Consider the following 17,382-nt stretch of genomic DNA (forward strand, 5'->3'; position numbering starts at 1 on the left):
CCTGCGGGCGCGGCGGTTTGGTACACTGCGTCCTTTTCTTCGCCGCAGGTTTGCCTCATGCCGTACCCATCACAATTGCAGGAGCTGCGCGCGCTGGCGCTGCAATGCTTGCTTGAAAACGATCCCGCCGCCAAGGCCCAGGCTGTCGCCGCCATGGCGCAAGCCTGGGCCGGCGGCGCGTTGACGCTGGATCCGGCCGCCGGCCCGCAGCCCGACGGCGCCATCCCGGGCCGTCCGGCGCGACCCGAATTGGTGCCGCCGCGCCTGGTGGGGCGCCGCTCGATGGCCACGCTGGAGGGCAGGGCAATGCTGGTGCACGCGCTGTCGCACATCGAATTCAACGCGGTCAACCTGGCGCTGGACGCGCTGTGGCGCTTCCCCGGCATGCCGGCCGCGTACTACACCGACTGGCTGCGCGTGGCGAAAGAGGAGGCTTACCACTTCTCCATGCTGTCGGCGCACCTGCAAACGCTGGGCTACCAGTACGGCGATTTCACGGCCCATGACAGCCTGTGGGAGATGGTGGAGCGCACCCGCGAAGACATCACGGCGCGCATGGCGCTGGTGCCGCGCACGCTGGAGGCGCGCGGGCTGGACGCGATTCCGCCGCTGCGCGCCAAGATTGCGCAGGCCGGCGACATGGCGGCGGCCGCCATCCTGGACATCATCCTGCACGACGAGATCGGCCATGTGGAGATCGGCAACCGCTGGTATCGCTATATGTGCGAGCTGCGCGGGCTGGAGCCGCGCGCCACATATGACGAACTGGCACTGCGCTACCGGGCGCCGGTGCTGAAAGGCCCGTTCAACCTGGCGGCGCGCCGCCTGGCCGGCTTCACCGAGGCGGAACTGGGCCAGCTGGGCTGACGCGCGGCGCATGTCCCGCGCCGGCCCGGCCTAGCCGCAGAAGCGGCGGTCGACGTCGGTGGCCAGGTCGGCCAGCGTGACGCTGCCCAATCGGTCCAGCAAGATCTGTTCCGCTTGCCGCATGGCGTCCGCCAGCGCGGCGTTGACCGCCTGTTCCACCAGGCAGCTGGGATTTTCCTGCTCCACGCCCATGGCGAACACGGACGGGTTGCCGAGCGCGCGGTGCACGTCCAGCAGCGTGATGGCCTTCAGCGGGCGCGCCAGCGCCCAGCCGCCGCCGTGGCCTTTTCCCGACCTGACATAGCCTTCATTGCGCAGCCCCGCCATGGTGCGGCGCACGACCACGGGATTGGTGCCCAGCATCTGGGCGATGTCTTCCGAAGTGGCGGGTTCGCCGCGGCGCTCCATGTGGATCAGCACGTGGAGCATGCGGGATAGGCGGCTGTCTTGTCTCATGCACCCATCTTAGCGTTTTCCAGTTTGCGTAACAAGAAAAGTTACGTTAGCCGGCATTGCTGCTATCATGTAACTTTCAATGATACGTAAACCGGAGGGCGGCATGAATCAGTACGATGCAATTGTGGTGGGTGGCAGCTTTGCGGGCTTGTCGGCGGCGATGCAGCTGGCGCGGGCGCGGCGCAGGGTGCTGCTGATCGATGGCGGCCAGCCGCGCAACCGCTGGTCGCCGGCGGTGCACGGCTTCCTGGCCCTGGATGGCATGGCGCCGGCGGACATCCGCGCGCAGGCGCTGCGCCAGTTGCGGGCTTATCCGACGTTTTCCTATGCGGCGGGGACGGCGCAGTGCGCCGACAGGGATGCCGACGGTTTCGTGGTCCAATGGACGCCGGCCCATCCGGCGGACGCTGGCGGGGACGCGGCCAAGGCGCACGGGCTGCCGCCAGGGGCGGCCGCAGCGCAGCGCGCGGCGCGCCTGGTGCTGGCCACCGGCGTCAAGGATACGCTGCCCGCGATCGACGGCCTGGCAGAACGCTGGGGGCGGACGGTGCTGCATTGCCCGTATTGCCACGGTTTCGAGGTGAGCGGCGGCGCGCTGGGGGTGCTGGCGGCGTTCCCGCAATCGGTGCACCAGGGCTTGCTGCTGCCCGACTGGGGCGATACCACTTACTTTACGCAAGGCTTGCACGAACCCAGCGCCGAGGAGGCTGCGCAATTGCAATCGCGCGGCACGCGCGTGGAGCGGGTGCCGGTGGTGGCCCTGCTGGGCAGTGCGCCGCAGCTGGAGGCGGTGCGCCTGGCCGATGGCCGCGTGCTGCCGCTGCGCGCGCTGTTTACCGCGCCGGTCACCAGCATGGCGTCGCCGCTCGCGGAACAGCTGGGCTGCGCCTTCGAGCAGGGCCCGACCGGCCCGCATATCCAGGTCGATGCCGGACAGCAGACCAGCGTGCCAGGCGTGTTCGCGGCGGGCGACGCGGCCGCCGCGCGCCACAACGGCACGCTGGCCAGCGCCGCCGGGGTGCTGGCCGGGGTGTCGGCGCATGCTTCGCTGATCATGGCCACACTGTAGCGCGGCGGCCACACACGCTTGCAATATACCGTCGTGGCCGATATCGTCTGGGCACCGCGCGTGCGGGCGACGTCGTAGACAGGAGCGGGAATGGAAGCAGCAGGGCGGCGGGAGCAAGCCAGGGACGAGGCACAGCAGGTGCGGGCCGACGCGCAGCCGGACCCGGTGCGCGGCGATATCCTGGTGGTCGAGGACACGCCGGCATCGCTGCAACTGTTGTCCAAGCTGCTGACCGACGCCGGTTACCGCGTGCGCGAGGCACCCAACGGCGAACTGGCGCTGTGGAGCGCGCAGGCCCAGGCGCCCGAACTGGTGCTGCTTGACATCCGCATGCCGGGCATAGACGGCTACGAAGTGTGCAGCCGCCTGAAGAAGATGCCCGGCCTGGACGAGGTGCCGGTGATCTTCCTGTCGGCCCACAGCGACACTGACGACAAGCTGCGCGGCTTCCAGGTGGGCGGCGTGGATTTCATCTCCAAGCCCTTCCAGTTCGAGGAAGTGAATGCGCGCGTCATGGCGCACCTCAAGATCCGCCGCCTGCAGCAGCAGCTGGCGGCGCACAACGACCAGCTGCAGCGCGAGTCGCGCCAGCGTTTGGCCGAAATCGCCCACATGAACCGCAACGCCAGCGCCTCGGTGTATTGCGCGGCGCTGGTGCACGAGCTGAACCAGCCGCTGGCGGCCATCATGAGCAATGCCGAGGCGGCCGAGCTGTTCCTGAAGATGGATCCGCCGGCGCTGGCCGACGTGGAGGAAATCCTGGGCGACATCCGGCGCGACGACCGCCGCGCCAGCGAGCTGATACAGCGCATGCGCGAAATGCTGAAGAAGTCCGATCCGGTGGCGCAGCGGCTGGACCTGAACGAGGCCATGGCGCAGGTGGCGGCCTTGCTGGGCAGCGAGGCGCGCATGCGGCGCGTGCAGCTGCACACCGAGCCGGCCCCGCTGCCGCTGATGGTGTCGGCCGATCCGGTGCAATTGCAGCAAATCCTGATCAACCTGGTCCTGAACGGCATGGACGCCATGGGCGAGCCGCCGCAGGGCGGCGCCGCCGCGGCGCCGGCCAGGCCGCGCCGGATCACGCTGTGCGCGCGCCGCCGCGACGCCGCCATGGCCGAGGTCCAGGTGAGCGACCATGGCTGCGGCTTCGGCGGCAACCGGGAACGCCTGTTCGAGTCCTTCTTCACCACCAAGGCGCACGGCATGGGGCTGGGCCTGTCGATCGCGGCGGCCATCGTGCAGGCGCACGGCGGCCGGATCTGGGCCGACAACAATCCCGGCGGCGGCGCCACGGTGGGCTTTGCCTTGCCGCTGGCGGCCAGGGCGGGGGCGGCGGCGTGAAGATCCACATCATCGACGATGACGAGCCGCTGCGCACCGCGCTGTCGCGCCTGCTGGGCGCCTGCGGCTACCGGGTCAGCGCCTACGAATCGGGCGACGCCTTCGTGCAGGCGGAAACCGGCGACGAGGCCGGCTGCATCCTGCTGGACGTGGACATGCCCGGCCTGACCGGCCTGCAACTGCAGGATCATTTGCGTGCGCGCAACAGCATCCTGCCCATTGTATTTCTCACGGGAAATGGCGACATTGCCATGAGTGTGCGCGCCATCAAGGCCGGCGCCGAGGATTTCCTGTCCAAGCCCATCGGCAAGGACGCGTTGCTGGACGCCATAGGCCGCGCCATGCTGCGCTACGAGGCGGCGGCGCAGCACAACAGCCAGCTCAGCGAACTGCGCAAGCGCGCCGCCACGCTGACCGCGCGCGAGCGCGAGGTGTTCGTGCTGGTGGTGCAGGGCATGCTGAACAAGCAGATCGCCTTCGAACTGGGCAACACCGAGCGCACCGTGAAAGCGCACCGCCACAGCCTGATGGAAAAGCTGGGCGCCGGTTCGCTGGCCGAGCTGGTACAGATGGCCAACCGCCTTGGGCTGGTTGCCGCCTAGCGCCTTGCCGGCGCGTCCGCGCGCTACCTGTACCAAAGGACACGTTACAGCCGTGTGAAATCTCCCTACAGTCATAACTATCGGTGCTTGCACCTTAGGGATGGCGTCATGGAAACAGGAAAACTCGTCGTTGCCGTCGTGGAAAACGACGCCGGCATGCTCAAGGCACTGGGCCGGCTGCTGCGCGCGGCCGGCTATATGGCCCAGCTTTATGCGTCGGCCGAGCAGTATCTGCAGCGCGGCGACCATAGCCACATTGCCTGCCTGATCCTCGACATCGACCTGGGCGGCCTGTCCGGCATCGAGTTGCAGCAAATGCTGGTCGGCGCCGGCAACGCGCCGCCCATCGTGTTCGTCACCAGCCAGATCGACGGCGGCATGGAGGCGGCGGCGCAGCGGCTGGGCTGCCTGGCCTATCTGCGCAAGCCCTTCGCTTCGCAGGATCTGCTGGCCGCCCTGCAGCAGGCCGCCGCTCACCAGCCATAACCATAAGACGACCAGGGATACCATCATGAAAAACCTCACGATCAAAGCCCGGCTTATCGCCGCCATCGCATTTCTGACCGTGCTGCTGGCGGCCATCGGCTTTGCCGGCCTGAACAGCCTGAGCCGCACCAACGCGTCGCTGCAGACGGTGTACGACGACCGCCTGGTGGCGATGGGCATGCTGAACCAGATCGGCACCGGCCTGCTGTACCAGCAGATCGCGCTGGGCAACGCGGTGGACGCGCAGGACGGCGGCCACAGCACGCTGCTGGCCCAGGCGCAACAGCGCGGCGGCGAGATCGACAAAGTGTGGGCGGCCTACATGGCCACCTACCTGACACCGGACGAGGCGGTGCTGGCCAAGGCCTTCGCGGCCAGCCACGCCGCCATGCGCGAGCAGGCCATGCAGCCGATGGCGGCGGCGCTGGCGGCGGGCGAGCGCGAGCGGGCGGCGGAATTGCAGCACAAGAAGCTGGACCCGGCCATGGCGGCGGCCGACCATGCGCTCGAAGCGCTGGTGGCGCTGCAACTGGCGGTGGGCAAGCAGGAATATGCGGATTCGCAGGCGCGCTATAGCACTTTCCGCGCCATATCCATCGCCTCCATCGTGCTGGGCGTGGCGGTGGGTGCGGTGATGGGCTACTGGCTGCTGCGCGCCATCCTGGTCCCGTTGCGCGGCGCCATCGGCGTGGCCGAGGCGGTGGCGGCGGGCGACCTGACGCAACGCATCGAGGTCAGTTCGAACGATGAGATGGGCCAGCTGACGGCCGCGCTGAAGCGCATGAACGACAGCCTGGCGACGATCGTGGCGCAGGTGCGGCAGGGCACGGAAACCATCACCGTGGCCTCCGGCGAGATCGCCAGCGGCAATGCCGACCTGTCCTCGCGCACCGAAACGCAGGCGTCCAGCCTGGAGGAGACCGCCAGCTCGATGGAAGAGCTGACCTCCACGGTGCAGCACAACACCGAAAGCGCGCGCGCGGCCGACACCCTGGCCCACGAAGCGGCGGCGGTGGCGCAGCGCGGCGGCGCAGTGGTGGCGCAGGTGGTGGCCACCATGGGGGCGATCAACCAGTCCTCCAACAAGATCGCCGACATCATCGGCACCATCGACGGCATCGCTTTCCAGACCAATATCCTGGCGCTGAACGCGGCGGTGGAAGCGGCGCGCGCCGGCGAGCAGGGACGCGGCTTTGCCGTGGTGGCCTCGGAAGTGCGCAACCTGGCGCAGCGCTCGGCGGCGGCGGCCAAGGAAATCAAGGAACTGATCGGCGACTCGGTGGCCCACGTCGGCGCGGGCAGCAAGCTGGTGGACCAGGCCGGCGCCACCATGCAGGAAGTGGTCACCAGCGTGGAGCGCGTGACGGGCATGATGTCGTCCATCCTGTCGGCCAGCGTGGAGCAGAGCTCGGGTATCGAACAGATCAACCAGGCGGTGGCCGAGATGGACACTGTCACCCAGCAGAACGCGGCGCTGGTGGAGCAGGCTGCGGCGGCCGCCGAATCCTTGCAGGACCAGGCGCGGACGCTGGAGCAGGCGGTGAGCGTATTCAAGCTGGATGCCGGCGCGCTGCGCACGGCGGCCCGCAGCGCGCCGGCGGCGGCAGCGCGCCCCGCGCAAGGCGGGCGCCCGGCCGTTCGGCCAGCGCTGCAGCCGGCGCGCGCCGCCCTGGCCCAGCCGGGGAAGGGGGGCGCCAAGCCGGCGGCGCGGTCCCCGGCCCAGGCAACTGCCGCTCCGCGCCACTTGAAGGCGGTGCCGGCGGCAACCGACGGCGACTGGGAAGAATTCTGATGCACTCGCCCGCGCACCGCGTCGCCGGTTTGCGCGCCAAGGGCGAGATCTCGATCGCGCTGCTGGTCAGCGTGGCGGTGACGGCAGTGGTGACGCTGGTGCTGGCCGCCTTCGCCGCCTATTTCTACCAGAGCGAAAAAGCGCAGCGCTGGGCGCAGCTGCGGGCCGACCTGGCCGCCAGCGCGGATGAACTGGCGGCGGCGGCAGCGCTGCCGGTGTGGAACTACGACGAAGCGCAAATCGTTACCATCATGAAAAGCGGGCTGAGCAACCGGGGGCTGCACGCCAGCATGGTGGCGCCGGCCGGCGTGCGTCCCTACATCCTGGTGCGCGGCGCCGACGGCCGGCTGCACGGCGTGGACAAGGCCCCGGCCGGCGCCGAATTGCTGCAGGAGCGGCGCGCCATGCGGGCGGCGAACCAGGATATCGGCAGCATCACGCTGTACGCCTCGCCGGCCAGGCTGCTGGCCGAACTGCGCAGCCGCAGCTACGCCATCGCCGGCATGATACTGGTGCTCGACGTGGCGCTGGTGGCCGGCCTGTACCTGGTGCTGTGGCACATGATGCTCAAGCCGGTGCAAGCCATCGGGCGCTACGCGGCCGACGTCAAGGCCGGGCTGAACCCCGCCGCGCCGGCCCCGCGCGCCTGGCTGTTCGGCGAACTGAAGAGCCTGCAGGCCTCGCTGCGCGAAATGATCGCGCTGCTCGAGAGCCGCTATCGCGCCATGCACGCCAGCGAGCAGCGCCTGCAGATCGCCACCCGGGCGGCCGCCATCGGCATCTGGGACTGGGATATCGGCAGCGGGGTGGTGGAGTGGGACGAGCAAATGTACCGCCTGTTCGGCGTGCAGCGCGCGCCCGTGGCCGAGCCGCTGCAACTGTGGCGCGAAGCGCTGCATCCGGAGGACAAGGCGCAGGCCGAGGCTGCGCTGCAGCGCACGCTGGACGGCGGCGGCCAGTTCGACCAGGCTTTCCGCATCGTCTGGCCGGACGGCTCGGTGCGCCATATCCAGGCCGACTCGATGCTGTTCCGCGACGGCGCCGGGCGGCCGCTACGCATGGTAGGCGTCAACTACGACATCAGCGCGCACAAGGCGGCGCAGCAGGAACTGCGCCAGCACCGCCACCACCTGGAAGAGCTGGTGGCCGACCGCACGCGCGCGCTGTCGGTGGCGGTGGCGCAGGCGCAGGCGGCCAGCCAGGCCAAGAGCGTGTTCCTGGCCAATATGAGCCACGAGCTGCGCACTCCCCTGAACGCGGTGATCGGCTTTTCGCGCCTGATGGCCGATGCGCCCGGCATGCAGGCCGGGGACAAGCGCAACCTGGGCATCATCCACCGCTCCGGCCAGCACTTGCTGACGCTGATTAACGATATCCTGGAGCTGTCCAAGATCGAGGCCGGCCGCATCGCGCTGCAAAACGAGCCGGTGCTGCTGACCGAGATGCTGCAGGAAGTGACGGACATGGTGAGCATGCGCGCGGCGCCGGGCGTGACGCTGCGCCTGGACAGCCGCCAGCTGCCGCTGCGCGCGCAGCTGGACGGCACCAAGCTGCGCCAGGTGCTGCTGAACCTGATGTCGAACGCGGTCAAGTTCACCCGTGCCGGGGGCATCGTGCTGCAGGCGCGGGCCAGCTGGACGGACGGCGCGGACCCGGCCGGGAGCGGGTGCTGGCAGCTCGAATTCGCCGTCAGCGACAGCGGTCCAGGCATCGCGGCGGCCGACCACGAACGCATTTTCGAACCTTTCGTGCAGGCCGGCCAGGACGGCGTGGCCGAAGGCACCGGCCTGGGGCTGGCCATTTCGCGCGAGTTCGTGCAGTTGATGGGCGGCGAGCTGACCGTGCATTCGGCGCTGGGCGAGGGCGCGGTGTTCCGCTTCGCGGTGTCGGCCGGGGTATCGGCCGGACTGGCGCTGGCCGGCGCGCGGGACGGCGCCGCCGGCGCGGCGAGCGCATTGGACGGCGCCGGGGGTGACGAGAACGGTGGCGCGGCGCTGACGGCGGCGGCGCTGGCCGCGCTGCCGGCGGGCGCCGCCGATGCGTTGCGGGAAGCGGTGCAGCAGCTGAACCTGGCCCGCGCGGCGCGGCTGCTGCAAGCGCTGCCGCCGGCCTGCGCAGGCACGGCGGCCGCGGTCGGGCGCATGCTGGCGCTGCACCAGTATCCGCAGCTATGCGCGCTGCTGGCGCCGGCGGCGCACGATGCAGGGCAGGGGGCGGCATGATGCAGCGCGCAGACCAGAACTCAAGCGGCGAAATCCTGGTGGTGGAAGATACGCCGGCCTCGCTCAAGCTGCTCAGCGAATTGCTGGGCAACGCGGGCTACCTGGTGCGCCAGGCGCCGGACGGCGGGCTGGCGCTGTGGAGCGCGCAAGCCCGTCCGCCGGAACTGATCCTGCTCGACATCCGCATGCCCGGCATCGACGGCTTTGAAGTGTGCCGGCAGCTGAAGGCCGATCCCGGCCTGAAGGAGATTCCGGTGATTTTCCTGTCGGCGCAGTACGATACCGATGACAAGGTGCGCGGCTTCCGCGCCGGCGCGGTCGACTTCATCGCCAAGCCTTACCAGTCCGAGGAGGTGCTGGCGCGCACGCACGTCCACATCCAGCTGTCGCGCGCGCAGCAGGCGCTGGCCGCCAGCAATGCGCAGCTCACGCGTACGCTGGATGAGCTGGGCTCGGCGCACGCCGAGATCGTGCGCTCGGAGCGGCTGGCGGCGCTGGGTGCTCTGGTGGCGGGCGTGGCGCACGAACTGAATACCCCGATCGGCAACGGCGTGCTGGCCGCCAGCGCGCTGGAGGACCGCAGCCGCGCCTTTTTCGGCGCGCTGGCCGAAGGCGCCGGCGTGCGCCGTTCGGCGCTGGAGCGCTATGGCGCAGACACGGCCCAGGCCACGGCACTGCTGCTGCGCAACCTGCACAAGGCGGCCGACCTGATCGAGTGCTTCAAGCAGGTCGCGGTGGACCAGACCAGTTCGCAGCGCCGCAGCTTCGAGCTGGCCAGTCTGGTGGACGGCATGGCCAAGACGCTGGCGCCGTCGCTGCGCGCGGCCGGCGCAACGCTGCGGGTGGAGGCGGTGGGCGGACTTGCCATGGACAGCTACCCGGGCGCGCTGTGCCAGATACTGACCCAGCTCACCCGCAACGCGCTGCTGCACGGATTCGGGCCGGACGGCGGCGCCATCACCGTGCGCATGGCGGCCGACGGCGCGGCGGCGCTGCTGGAATTCGAGGACAACGGCGCCGGCATTGCGCCGGACGGCATGGCGCGGCTGTTCGAGCCGTTCAACACCGCCAGCATGGGGCGCAGCAGCGGGCTGGGGCTGCACATCGTGCACAACCTGGTGGTCAATGTGCTGGGCGGCGCCATTGAGGCGGCCAGCGCGCCTGGCCGCACCCGCTTCGCCATGCGGCTGCCGCTGGACGCACCCGGACTGTAGGCCGGCTGCCCTTGGGGGCTGGTCCATTCTATGGTAGGGTGGCGAGGGATTCTGGATCAGGAGAGGACGCAAGGCGATGCATCGGGATTTGTCGGAACAAGGCAGCAAGGGCGAAGTGTTGATCGTGGAGGACACGCCGGCTTCGCTCAAGCTGCTCAGCGACCTGTTGACGGAGGCCGGCTACTACGTGCGCCAGGCGCCCAACGGCGAGCTGGCGCTGTGGACGGTGCAGTCGCGCCCGCCGGAGCTGATCCTGCTCGACGTGCGCATGCCCGGCATCGACGGCTTCGAGGTGTGCCGCCGCCTGAAATCCTCGCCGGCCACGGCCCATGTGCCGGTGATTTTCCTGTCCGCCCAGCACGACACGGACGACAAGGTGCGCGGCTTTGCGCTGGGCGGCGCCGACTTCATCGCCAAGCCGTTCCAGGCCGAGGAAATCCTGGCCCGCACCGATGCCCAGGTGCGCCTGGGGCGCGCGCAGCTGGCGCTGGCCGCCGAACGCGCCCACCTGGAGCTGCGCGTGCATGAGCGTACCGCCGAGCTGGCCGAGCTGGCCGCCTCGCTGGAGCGCGAGGTGGAGCGCCGCCGCGCCAACGAGGACACGCTGCGCCTGGCCGCGCGCGTGTTCGCCGCCACCCAGGACGCCATCGTCATCGCCGACGCCGGCGGCACCATCGTGGCCACCAATCCGGCCTTCACCGACATTTCAGGCTACGACAGCAGCGAGATGGTGGGGCGCCATGTCAGCACCCTGCAGACCGTGCAGCACAACACCAGTGCCTACCACGCCATGATGGCGGCGCTGGCCGGCCATGGCCACTGGTCGGGCGAGATGCTGGCGCGGCGCAAGAACGGCGCCACCTTCCCCGGCCTGCTGAGCGTGTCCACCGTGGCCGGCGCCAACGGCGAGGTGGAGAACTACATCGTCGTGTTCATGGACATCACCGAGCGCAAGGCCGAGCAGCACATGATCGACTTCCTGTCCTACCACGACGCGCTGACCGGCCTGCCCAACCGGCTGCTGGCGCGCCAGTGCTTCGACGAGGCGCAAGCGGCCGCGCAGCGCAACGGCCAGTGCGTGGGCGTGATGTGCCTGGACCTGGACCGCTTCAAGAGCGTGAACGATTCCTACGGCGCGCCGGTCGGCGACCAGGCCTTGCAAGCGGTGGCGCGCCTGTTGCGCAGCTGCGTGCCGGACGGGGCCACCGTGTCGCGCCAGGGCGGCGACGAGTTCCAGATCATCGTGCCGGACGACGCCCAGCTGGGCGCCACCGTGGCCGCCGCGCAAGCCATCCTGGCCGGGCTGCGCGACGGCTTGCCGCTGGCCATGGCGGCAGCCGAGGGGGCGGCGCAAGCTGCCCAGCCATCGCCCCAGTTGTCCACCCAGCACCTGGGACTGACCACCAGCATCGGCATTGCCGTGTGCCCGGCCGACGGCAGCACTTTCGACGAGCTGCTGCGCAATGCCGACACCGCGCTGTACCGCGCCAAGGAGGTCGGCCGCGACAACTATGCCTTCTTCACCGAGCGCATGGACGCCGACATCCGCGCCAAGCTGGCCATCCAGGCGCAGCTGCGCGGCGCCATTGCGCGCGGCGAGTTCGAGGTGCACTACCAGCCGCAGATGTGCTTGCGCACCGGGACCATGCTGGGCGCGGAGGCGCTGCTGCGCTGGCACAACCCGGTGCTGGGCCAGGTGCCGCCCAACCGCTTCATCCCGCTGGCCGAGGAGTACGGCCTGATTTCCGCCATCGGTGTCTGGGTGCTGGACACCGTGTGCGCGCAGATCGCGGCCTGGCAGGCGCAGGGCCTGGGCACGCTGAAGGTGGCGGTCAACCTGGCCGGCAGCCAGTTCGCGCACGACAGCACGGTGGCCAGCGTGGAGCAGGCGCTGCGCCGCCACGGCGTGCCGCCGGCCTCGCTGGGGCTGGAGATCACCGAAGGCACGGTGATGGGCGATCCGGACAAGGCGGTGGCCGCGCTGGGCCGATTGAAGGATATCGGCGTGGCCATTTCGCTGGACGATTTCGGTACCGGCTACTCCTCGCTGGCCTACCTGAAACGCTTCCCGATCGACGTGCTGAAGATCGACAAATCCTTCGTCGACGACGTGACCACCAAGGCCAGCGACGCGGCCATCGCGCTGTCGGTGATCTCGCTGGCGCACAACCTGAACATGCGCGTGATCGCCGAGGGCGTGGAAACGCGCGAACAGGTCGAGTTCCTGGCGGCGCACGGCTGCGACGAAATGCAGGGCTACTACTTCAGCCGGCCGCTGGCGGCCGGCGCCTATACCGCGCTGCTGCGTGAAAAGCGCTTGCTCAACCTGTTACCGGAATAAGGAAGTCCATGAAGAGAACCGCTGCCTCCCTGGCCGCCGGCGTGCTGTTGGCGCTGGGCGCTGCCACCGTTCCCGCGCTGCCCGCCCATGCCGCCGGCGAAAGCGCCGCCTTCAAGGCGCTCTACACCGAGGAGTGGCAATGGCGCATGGCCCAGCGCCTGGAGGACGAGGAGGACGATGTCAACGGCATCCGGCCCGACCTGCCGCGCATCGACGCCGCCACCCAGCAGGCGCGCCTGGCTTACTGGCAGCGTGTGCTGGCCAGGCTGGACGCGATCCCGGTGGCCGCGCTGGAGCCGGCGCAGCGCATCGATTACGCGGTGTACCGCGCGCAGATCGCTGCGCTGATCGAGAACCAGCGCTTCCGCGAATACGAAAAGCCGCTCAACTCCGATTCGGCCTTCTGGTCCAACATCGCCGGCGAGGCCGACAAGAGTTTCCGCAGCGAGGCCGAATACGCGGCCTACGTGCGGCAGCTGAACGACATGCCGCGCTACTTCGCCGAGGCCACCGCCAATATGCGCGCGGGCCTGCAGCGCGGCTTCACGCCGCCGCGCGTGACGCTGTTGGGACGCGACAAATCGGTGGCCGCCGTGGCCGAGGAAAAGACGCTGGAGAAACTGGCCTTCTACCGGCCGTTCAAGGACATGCCGGCCGCCATCCCGGCCGCGCGCCAGGCCGAGCTGCGCGCCGCCGCGCTCAAGGCGCTGCGCGAGTCGGTGGTGCCGGCCCACCAGCGCTTGCTGGCCTTCCTGCGCACCGAGTACCTGCCGGGCGCGGCCGAGGCGCTGGCGGCCGAGCGCCTGCCCGACGGCAAAGCGTATTACCAGTCCAAGATCAGCGAGTACACCACCACATCGCTGAGCGCCGAGCAGATCCACCAGACCGGCCTGGCCGAAATGGCCAAGATCCGCGCCGAGATGCTGGAGGTGATCAAGCAGGTCGGTTTCCAGGGCGGCTTGCCGGAATTCCTGCAGTTCCTGCGCACCGACCCGCGCTTTTACGCGCGCACCCCGGAGGAGCTGCTGATGCGCGCGGCCTACGTGGCCAAGCGCTTCGACGCCAAGGTGGGCGACTACTTCGGCTACCTGCCGCGCAGCCGCTTCGCCATCATTCCGGTGGCGCCGGACATTGCGCCGTACTATACCTCCGGCCGCGGCGGCCCCGGCGTCTACATGGTCAACACCTACAACCTGCCGGCGCGCCCCCTGTACAGCCTGCCGGCGCTGACGCTGCACGAGTCGGCCCCGGGCCACGCTTTCCAGATGCCGATCGCGCTGGAACAGAAAGGCCGTCCGGCCTTCCGCAACGCCTACATCTCGGCCTACGGCGAGGGATGGGCGCTGTACACCGAACGGCTGGGCGTGGAAATGGGCATCTACGAGACGCCGTACGAAATTTTCGGCATGCTGAGCTACCAGGCCTGGCGCGCGTCGCGCCTGGTGGTCGATACCGGCGTGCACGCCAAGGGCTGGACCCGCGCGCAGGCCCAGGCCTACCTGCGCGAGAACACGGCGCTGTCCGAGCACGAAGTCACCACCGAGGTGGACCGCTATATTTCCTGGCCTGGCCAGGCGCTGTCCTACTACCTGGGACAGATGGCGGTGCAGCAGGCGCGCAAGAAGGCGGAAGCGGCGCTGGGGCCGAAATTCGACATCCGCGCCTTCCACGACACGGTGCTCAACCTGGGTTCGGTGCCGCTGCCGGTGCTGCATGCGCGCATCGATACTTTCATCGCGGAAGGCGGCAAGAGCCCGTATCCCAAGGACGAGTGAGCGCGCTACGGTTTGCTTTGCGGCCGCGCGCGGGGCGGACTACACTGTAGGGACGACTGAAAGGACTCCCCATGGCAAGCAAAATCACGCACCGCGGCGTTGCCATTGTCACCTTGGACGATGGCGAAGCCGTGCTGGAACATTGCAAACCGAACTGCATTGCCATCCGGCATGACGACGCGGGCTGGTGGACCTGCTTTGTCGGCCCGGACGGCGAGGTGGATGACTACGACCAGCCTTTCCCCAGCCGCGACCAGGCGGTGTGGGCCGCCAAAGCGGCCGCCGAGTACGGCATTTAGCTGGATTCGCGGCGTGCTGGGGGCGTCTCGGGCGCCTGCTGCAAGTGCCCGGGCTGGACGATTCGCCCGGCCTGCCTGACCGCCACCGGCTGCGCCACGGGCTCGGCTTCCAGTGCCTTGCCTATCAGAATCGTAAAGCCCACATACATCAGGCTCAGGTTGCGCAACTCGCCCACGGCGGCGAAGGCGGCGAACAGCGGCAGGTTGATGGCTGCCGCCAGCAGGATATGCTGGCGCGCTTGCTTGGGACTGGCGCGCCAGCCGCGCGTGACCACGGCGGCAATCAGCACCAGCGTCAGTACAAAAGCCTGGCGCGGCCCCATGATGCCGTACGTTAGCTCCATCTGGCTATAGGTTTGCGGCGACAGGTAGGCCACCAGGTTGTCGGCCAGATGCAGCTCGACCGGGGTTCCGCCCGCCGCGGCGAACTGCAGCTTGGCGGCCACGTTCACCAGTCCGGACACCAGCACCGCCGCCGCCGTGGCGGCGACGGCTTTGGTCTTCGGATACGCGGCCAGCAGCAGCGGCAGCAGCGTGATGATATAGAAGAAGAACGATTCCTTGTTCAGCGTGGCCGGGATCAGCATGGCGAAGAACCACGCGATGCGGCGGCGCGACACCAGCAGGTAGGCCAGGCAGAAGAACAGCAGTTCGGCGGTGTCGTAGAAATAGCCGCCCAGCGTTTGCATGTAAGGGAAGGCCAGCGACAGCACGGTCGGCGCGAAGATGGCCGCCAGCCGGCCCGTGCCGGCGTCCAGCGCGATGCGGTGCAGCAGGAACAGGCTGCCCAGCAGCGACAGGAACGACAGGTAGTACACCACCACGTAGCGGAAACCGTAGGCCGGCCGTGCCGCGCCGTAGGTCTTGACGTAGACCTTGCTGGGATTGAGCTTGTCGGCCACGCGGGCTTTGATGTGCTCGGGCACTGCCCGGTCGGCGGCGTTGGCGATCAGCGGCAGCAGCTGGCGGTAAACGAAGGGACGGTCGGCGGTGGCCTCCAGCATGGCTTCGAGCGAGAAGCGCGGGGTGTTGTCGCGCAGGCCCCATTTGCCGATATAGCCGGAAAAGCTGGCCGCCGCCACCATCCAGAAGAAGGCGAAGTGCAGCAGCAGCGATAGCCAGTTGGACCAGGCCGCTCTGTGCCAGGCTTGATGCAGGAAGGAAATCATCGGTACTCCGGGACGAGGGGAGTGACCAATATTTCACGCCGTTAGCTGGCGGGACTACGAATGCGTCAATAGTGCTGCAGATTTTTGTTGCGCTTTACCCAGCCCGCAGCGCGTTCAGCACCTTGTCGATGTCGGCGCGGTGGAACTGTTGCCGCATGCGGTAGGGGTGCTGGCACGGCACCGCCAGCGTGCCGCCGTCCTGCAGGCCGAGCAGCACCTGGCGGCGCGCGGTGCAGGCCGCCGCCATCGCCTGGCCGGTGCCGGGATGGCCGAACACGGGCAGCCCTTCGATGGTGGTCGCATGGGCTTCCTGCAGGAAGGTCTTGCAGGCTTTCATGCCGTCCAGGATGACGCCGTGCGGCGTTTCGGTGGTGCCGCTGCGGCCGCCGCAATCGTCCTGCATCAGCTTGACGACAGCGCGCAGCACCATGGCGTCGCGCATGGCTTGCGTGGGCGGCTGCGGCGTGGCCAGGGCAGTGCTGTCCAGCATGGAGTCCCATTGTTGTTCCATGGAGCCGTCCGCGCCCAGCAGCTTGGGGAGCCAGCGCGGCTGGCAGGCCGGGGTTGCGGCCGCACCTGCGCCGCATTCCATGGCGTGGGCAAAATCGGGCCGGGCCCCTTGCCGGAGGCTGCGGTAGAAGCCATTGATGCGCGCCATGGCGCTGCCCTGGCCCTGGCGCGCAGCGAGCGCGTAGACGTACGCGGGCAGGCCGCACTTGTACTCCAGCCGGTTGCCGCCGACCTGGCGCGGCGTGAGTGCGCGCCAGCTTTTCGGTTCGCTGTACAGGATGCAAGTGGCCAACGCGTCGTCCAGTTCTTCGGCGGCCTGCGCCGGCGTCAGCCAGCCGTTGTGGATCGAGGCCATCCAGCGCAGGAATTCACCGCCGCCTTCGTGGATCAGGCGCGCGTCGGGATAGTCGTCGACGGCGTCGCGCAGCTGGAAGCGGTGGCTGAATTCGTGCGCCACCAGCAGCGTGGCCTTGGCCTGGTCGGCGGCGGAAGGGGCGCGCGGCCAGTTGTACAGCGCCAGGCGCAGCACGTCGCTGGCGTCGCCGCCTATATACACACCGCCCGGGGCCGCCACGTAGGCGGCGGCGACGATGGGGCGCTGGAAGACGGCGTCCGGCAGCGCCTTGCGCAGGTAGCCCACCGTGCCGGCGGCCACCATGCCGATGTGGGCCACGGTGGCCGCCGGCAAGCGCGGATCGAAGTAGCTTGGCGTTTCGGCGCCTGGCTGCGCCAGCGGGGCGGCCAGCAGCAGGGCGGCGGTGTCGGCGCCGGACTGCGCCTCGGCGGCGTGCTCGTAGCTGCGGCCGTTGACGGCGATGCCGGGCGCGGCGAAGCGGTAGTTCACCTTGCCGCAGCCGTCGCCCACGGCGTAGTTCGACAGGTGCGCGTACAAGCCCTGGCCCATCGGGAAGGCGGCCGGGTAGCCGGCCTGGCGGGTGGCGGCGGGCACGCGGAAGCGCAGGGTGGAGCAGGCGGCGTCCTGGCGGGCGAGCTCGCCGGCGCCGGCCGTGCCGCAGCCGTCCAGCGCCTGCCAGGCTTCGCGCGTGGCGCGTCCGGCGTCGCCATGCTTGGCGAAGGGGAGTGCGCGGCATGCGGCGGGCAGCGTGTAGCTCACTTCCAGCGCCTCAGGCGACAGCAGTTTCAGCTGGACATCGACTTCGGCTGCGGCGGATGCTTGCAGCAGTAGCAGTAATAAAGCAATGCCCGGTGGGCGCATGCGGATTCGCCTGAAAGATGAAA

At 69.2% G+C, this 17,382-nt stretch carries 13 protein-coding genes and 1 pseudogene; 11 read left to right on the forward strand and 3 right to left on the reverse strand.

Annotated elements, in window-relative coordinates; translation table 11 throughout:
- Nucleotides 1–57: 57 nt before the first annotated feature.
- A complete protein-coding gene (locus ASD15_RS20545) occupies nucleotides 58–867 on the forward strand; it encodes a ferritin-like domain-containing protein (protein ID WP_057156898.1) in 810 nt (269 codons plus the stop codon).
- 2 nt (nucleotides 868–869) lie between these two features.
- On the opposite strand, the pseudogene ASD15_RS20550 reads toward ASD15_RS20545, so the two are convergent.
- Nucleotides 870–1,323: pseudogene (locus ASD15_RS20550) on the reverse strand (Rrf2 family transcriptional regulator); the annotation flags it as partial.
- A gap of 103 nt (nucleotides 1,324–1,426) precedes the next feature.
- Between ASD15_RS20550 and ASD15_RS20555 the strand changes: the two are divergent.
- The 10 genes from ASD15_RS20555 to ASD15_RS20600 all read left to right on the forward strand — a co-directional run bounded on the left by ASD15_RS20555 (nucleotide 1,427) and on the right by ASD15_RS20600 (nucleotide 14,464).
- On the forward strand, nucleotides 1,427–2,392 hold the full coding sequence (locus tag ASD15_RS20555; protein ID WP_057156900.1) for an NAD(P)/FAD-dependent oxidoreductase: 966 nt from the start codon (nucleotides 1,427–1,429) through the stop codon (nucleotides 2,390–2,392).
- A gap of 90 nt (nucleotides 2,393–2,482) precedes the next feature.
- The gene (locus ASD15_RS20560; RefSeq protein ID WP_057156901.1) at nucleotides 2,483–3,733 is read left to right on the forward strand and encodes a sensor histidine kinase; all 1,251 of its coding nucleotides are present in this window, start codon (nucleotides 2,483–2,485) and stop codon (nucleotides 3,731–3,733) included.
- Complete coding sequence (locus ASD15_RS20565; protein ID WP_057156902.1) at nucleotides 3,730–4,335, forward strand: response regulator transcription factor; 606 nt, start codon at nucleotides 3,730–3,732, stop codon at nucleotides 4,333–4,335. Before ASD15_RS20560 ends, ASD15_RS20565 begins: the two co-directional genes overlap by 4 nt.
- A 108-nt stretch (nucleotides 4,336–4,443) precedes the next feature.
- Nucleotides 4,444–4,821: a response regulator transcription factor gene (locus ASD15_RS20570; protein ID WP_057156903.1), complete on the forward strand. Its 378-nt coding sequence runs from the start codon at nucleotides 4,444–4,446 to the stop codon at nucleotides 4,819–4,821.
- A 25-nt stretch (nucleotides 4,822–4,846) separates the two neighbouring features.
- Nucleotides 4,847–6,613: a methyl-accepting chemotaxis protein gene (locus ASD15_RS33690; RefSeq protein ID WP_082552004.1), complete on the forward strand. Its 1,767-nt coding sequence runs from the start codon at nucleotides 4,847–4,849 to the stop codon at nucleotides 6,611–6,613.
- On the forward strand, nucleotides 6,613–8,835 hold the full coding sequence (locus tag ASD15_RS20580; RefSeq protein WP_057156905.1) for a PAS domain-containing hybrid sensor histidine kinase/response regulator: 2,223 nt from the start codon (nucleotides 6,613–6,615) through the stop codon (nucleotides 8,833–8,835). The genes ASD15_RS33690 and ASD15_RS20580 overlap by 1 nt, the downstream gene beginning before the upstream one ends.
- Entirely contained in the window at nucleotides 8,832–10,049 is a 1,218-nt protein-coding gene (locus ASD15_RS20585; RefSeq protein WP_057156906.1) for a hybrid sensor histidine kinase/response regulator, read from the forward strand. The genes ASD15_RS20580 and ASD15_RS20585 overlap by 4 nt, the downstream gene beginning before the upstream one ends.
- Before the next feature lie 76 nt (nucleotides 10,050–10,125).
- Nucleotides 10,126–12,390: an EAL domain-containing protein gene (locus ASD15_RS20590; RefSeq protein ID WP_057156907.1), complete on the forward strand. Its 2,265-nt coding sequence runs from the start codon at nucleotides 10,126–10,128 to the stop codon at nucleotides 12,388–12,390.
- Between the two features lie 8 nt (nucleotides 12,391–12,398).
- The gene (locus ASD15_RS20595) at nucleotides 12,399–14,165 is read left to right on the forward strand and encodes a DUF885 family protein (RefSeq protein WP_057156908.1); all 1,767 of its coding nucleotides are present in this window, start codon (nucleotides 12,399–12,401) and stop codon (nucleotides 14,163–14,165) included.
- 71 nt (nucleotides 14,166–14,236) lie between these two features.
- Nucleotides 14,237–14,464, forward strand: coding sequence for a hypothetical protein (locus tag ASD15_RS20600; RefSeq protein WP_057156909.1), 228 nt, complete (start codon nucleotides 14,237–14,239; stop codon nucleotides 14,462–14,464).
- Here the strand turns inward: ASD15_RS20600 and ASD15_RS20605 are convergent.
- Both ASD15_RS20605 and ASD15_RS20610 read right to left on the reverse strand, forming a co-directional pair.
- The gene (locus ASD15_RS20605) at nucleotides 14,461–15,633 is read right to left on the reverse strand and encodes a hypothetical protein (RefSeq protein ID WP_057156910.1); all 1,173 of its coding nucleotides are present in this window, start codon (nucleotides 15,631–15,633) and stop codon (nucleotides 14,461–14,463) included. The genes ASD15_RS20600 and ASD15_RS20605 overlap by 4 nt on opposite strands.
- Before the next feature lie 94 nt (nucleotides 15,634–15,727).
- The gene (locus ASD15_RS20610) at nucleotides 15,728–17,359 is read right to left on the reverse strand and encodes a hypothetical protein (protein WP_057156911.1); all 1,632 of its coding nucleotides are present in this window, start codon (nucleotides 17,357–17,359) and stop codon (nucleotides 15,728–15,730) included.
- Between the last annotated feature and the right edge of the window lie 23 nt (nucleotides 17,360–17,382).

Source organism: Massilia sp. Root351, assembly GCF_001425045.1.
GTDB lineage: Bacteria > Pseudomonadota > Gammaproteobacteria > Burkholderiales > Burkholderiaceae_D > Rugamonas.

Bases quoted from the DNA above. Each gene is read 5' to 3' on its own strand.
- ASD15_RS20545 (WP_057156898.1), top strand. From the start codon at position 58: ATGCCGTACCCATCACAATTGCAGGAGCTGCGCGCGCTGGCGCTGCAA.
- ASD15_RS20555 (WP_057156900.1), top strand. From the start codon at position 1,427: ATGAATCAGTACGATGCAATTGTGGTGGGTGGCAGCTTTGCGGGCTTG.
- ASD15_RS20560 (WP_057156901.1), top strand. From the start codon at position 2,483: ATGGAAGCAGCAGGGCGGCGGGAGCAAGCCAGGGACGAGGCACAGCAG.
- ASD15_RS20570 (WP_057156903.1), top strand. From the start codon at position 4,444: ATGGAAACAGGAAAACTCGTCGTTGCCGTCGTGGAAAACGACGCCGGC.
- ASD15_RS33690 (WP_082552004.1), top strand. From the start codon at position 4,847: ATGAAAAACCTCACGATCAAAGCCCGGCTTATCGCCGCCATCGCATTT.
- ASD15_RS20580 (WP_057156905.1), top strand. From the start codon at position 6,613: ATGCACTCGCCCGCGCACCGCGTCGCCGGTTTGCGCGCCAAGGGCGAG.
- ASD15_RS20585 (WP_057156906.1), top strand. From the start codon at position 8,832: ATGATGCAGCGCGCAGACCAGAACTCAAGCGGCGAAATCCTGGTGGTG.
- ASD15_RS20590 (WP_057156907.1), top strand. From the start codon at position 10,126: ATGCATCGGGATTTGTCGGAACAAGGCAGCAAGGGCGAAGTGTTGATC.
- ASD15_RS20595 (WP_057156908.1), top strand. From the start codon at position 12,399: ATGAAGAGAACCGCTGCCTCCCTGGCCGCCGGCGTGCTGTTGGCGCTG.
- ASD15_RS20600 (WP_057156909.1), top strand. From the start codon at position 14,237: ATGGCAAGCAAAATCACGCACCGCGGCGTTGCCATTGTCACCTTGGAC.
- ASD15_RS20605 (WP_057156910.1), bottom strand. From the start codon at position 15,633: ATGATTTCCTTCCTGCATCAAGCCTGGCACAGAGCGGCCTGGTCCAAC.
- ASD15_RS20610 (WP_057156911.1), bottom strand. From the start codon at position 17,359: ATGCGCCCACCGGGCATTGCTTTATTACTGCTACTGCTGCAAGCATCC.